Annotated in this window: 1 protein-coding gene; it reads right to left on the bottom strand. The window is 77.2% G+C overall.

Going from position 1 to position 992, the window contains the following annotated elements; all coding sequences use genetic code 11:
- The coding region (locus AC5LSR_RS02140) for a primosomal protein N' family DNA-binding protein (RefSeq protein ID WP_493468094.1) at nucleotides 1-816 on the bottom strand (816 nt) is incomplete at its 3' end.
- Nucleotides 817-992 lie beyond the last annotated feature (176 nt).

The following is a 992-nucleotide window of genomic DNA, read 5'->3' as shown; positions in this document are numbered from 1 at the left end:
GGCCGCCACCGTCCCGCTCGCCGCCGTCCCGCTCGCCGTGATCTGTGCTGGCGGCTCCCCATCGGGGTGGATCACCCTGGCGCCGGACACCGCCGCTCCGGCTCCCGTGATCCCACCCACCGTCGGCCCGGCCGCCGTCGTCCGTGCCGGTGGGTCAGCCGGTGCCGGCGGGCCGGCGGGGGGCGTCGAGCTGGCGGGAGGCTCCTCCTGTGCCCGGGCCTCCTTCTCCACCCGGGCGTGCCGGGGTGGGACGGCGAGCCGGAGCACGTCGGCGACCGTGCCCGCGTAACGGTCGGCCACCGCCCGGGCCAGCTCGGCGATCTCGGGGGCGAGGACCGGCTCCGCGGAGGTGACCCGGGCCAGGAAGGCGAGCCGGCCGGTGTGCTCGGAACGCTCACGGCGTTCGAGGATGAAACCGTCCAGCAGCCGGCCGGCGAACCGGACCCGGACCCGGGCACCGGGAACGGCCTCCTGCGCCCACTGCCGCGGCACCAGGTAGTCGAACGGCCGGTCCAGATGGGCGTGCCCGACGTCCACCGCGACCTGGGCGACCGGCAGCTCGCTCGCGGCGACCGGCGCCCCCGCGGCGACGGCCCTCCTGCCAGCACTCACCCGAGGGGACGCCGGCCGGGGCGAGCGGGTACCGCGGGTGGCCGGCACGCCGGCGCCCGCCCCCGGGGCAGCTACGCCGGCCGCCGGTAGGGACATGCCGGCAGCCGGCCCAGCAGCCGGCCCAGCAGCCGGCATGGCGGCCAGGCCGGCCGTCGGGCCGGCCGAGGCGTCCAGCCCGCTGAAGACCCCAAGCTGTTCGGGCATACCCGTTTGGTACCAGCCCCCTACGACAGATCGTCCGCGCCCCCACGCGGACACCGGCCCCGGACGCGACAACCCCGAAACCCCGCGAAGCGGACACAGCCCCGCCATCCGCCCCGCTGACGGTCGCATGAGCGACCGCCAGCCCCACAAGAAACACCAACCGCCGAGGCAGAGGT

The organism is Protofrankia sp. CiP1_Cm_nod4 (assembly GCF_982290645.1).
Note: the sequence above shows the minus strand (reverse complement) of the source record. Positions and strands in the feature narration are given on the sequence as shown.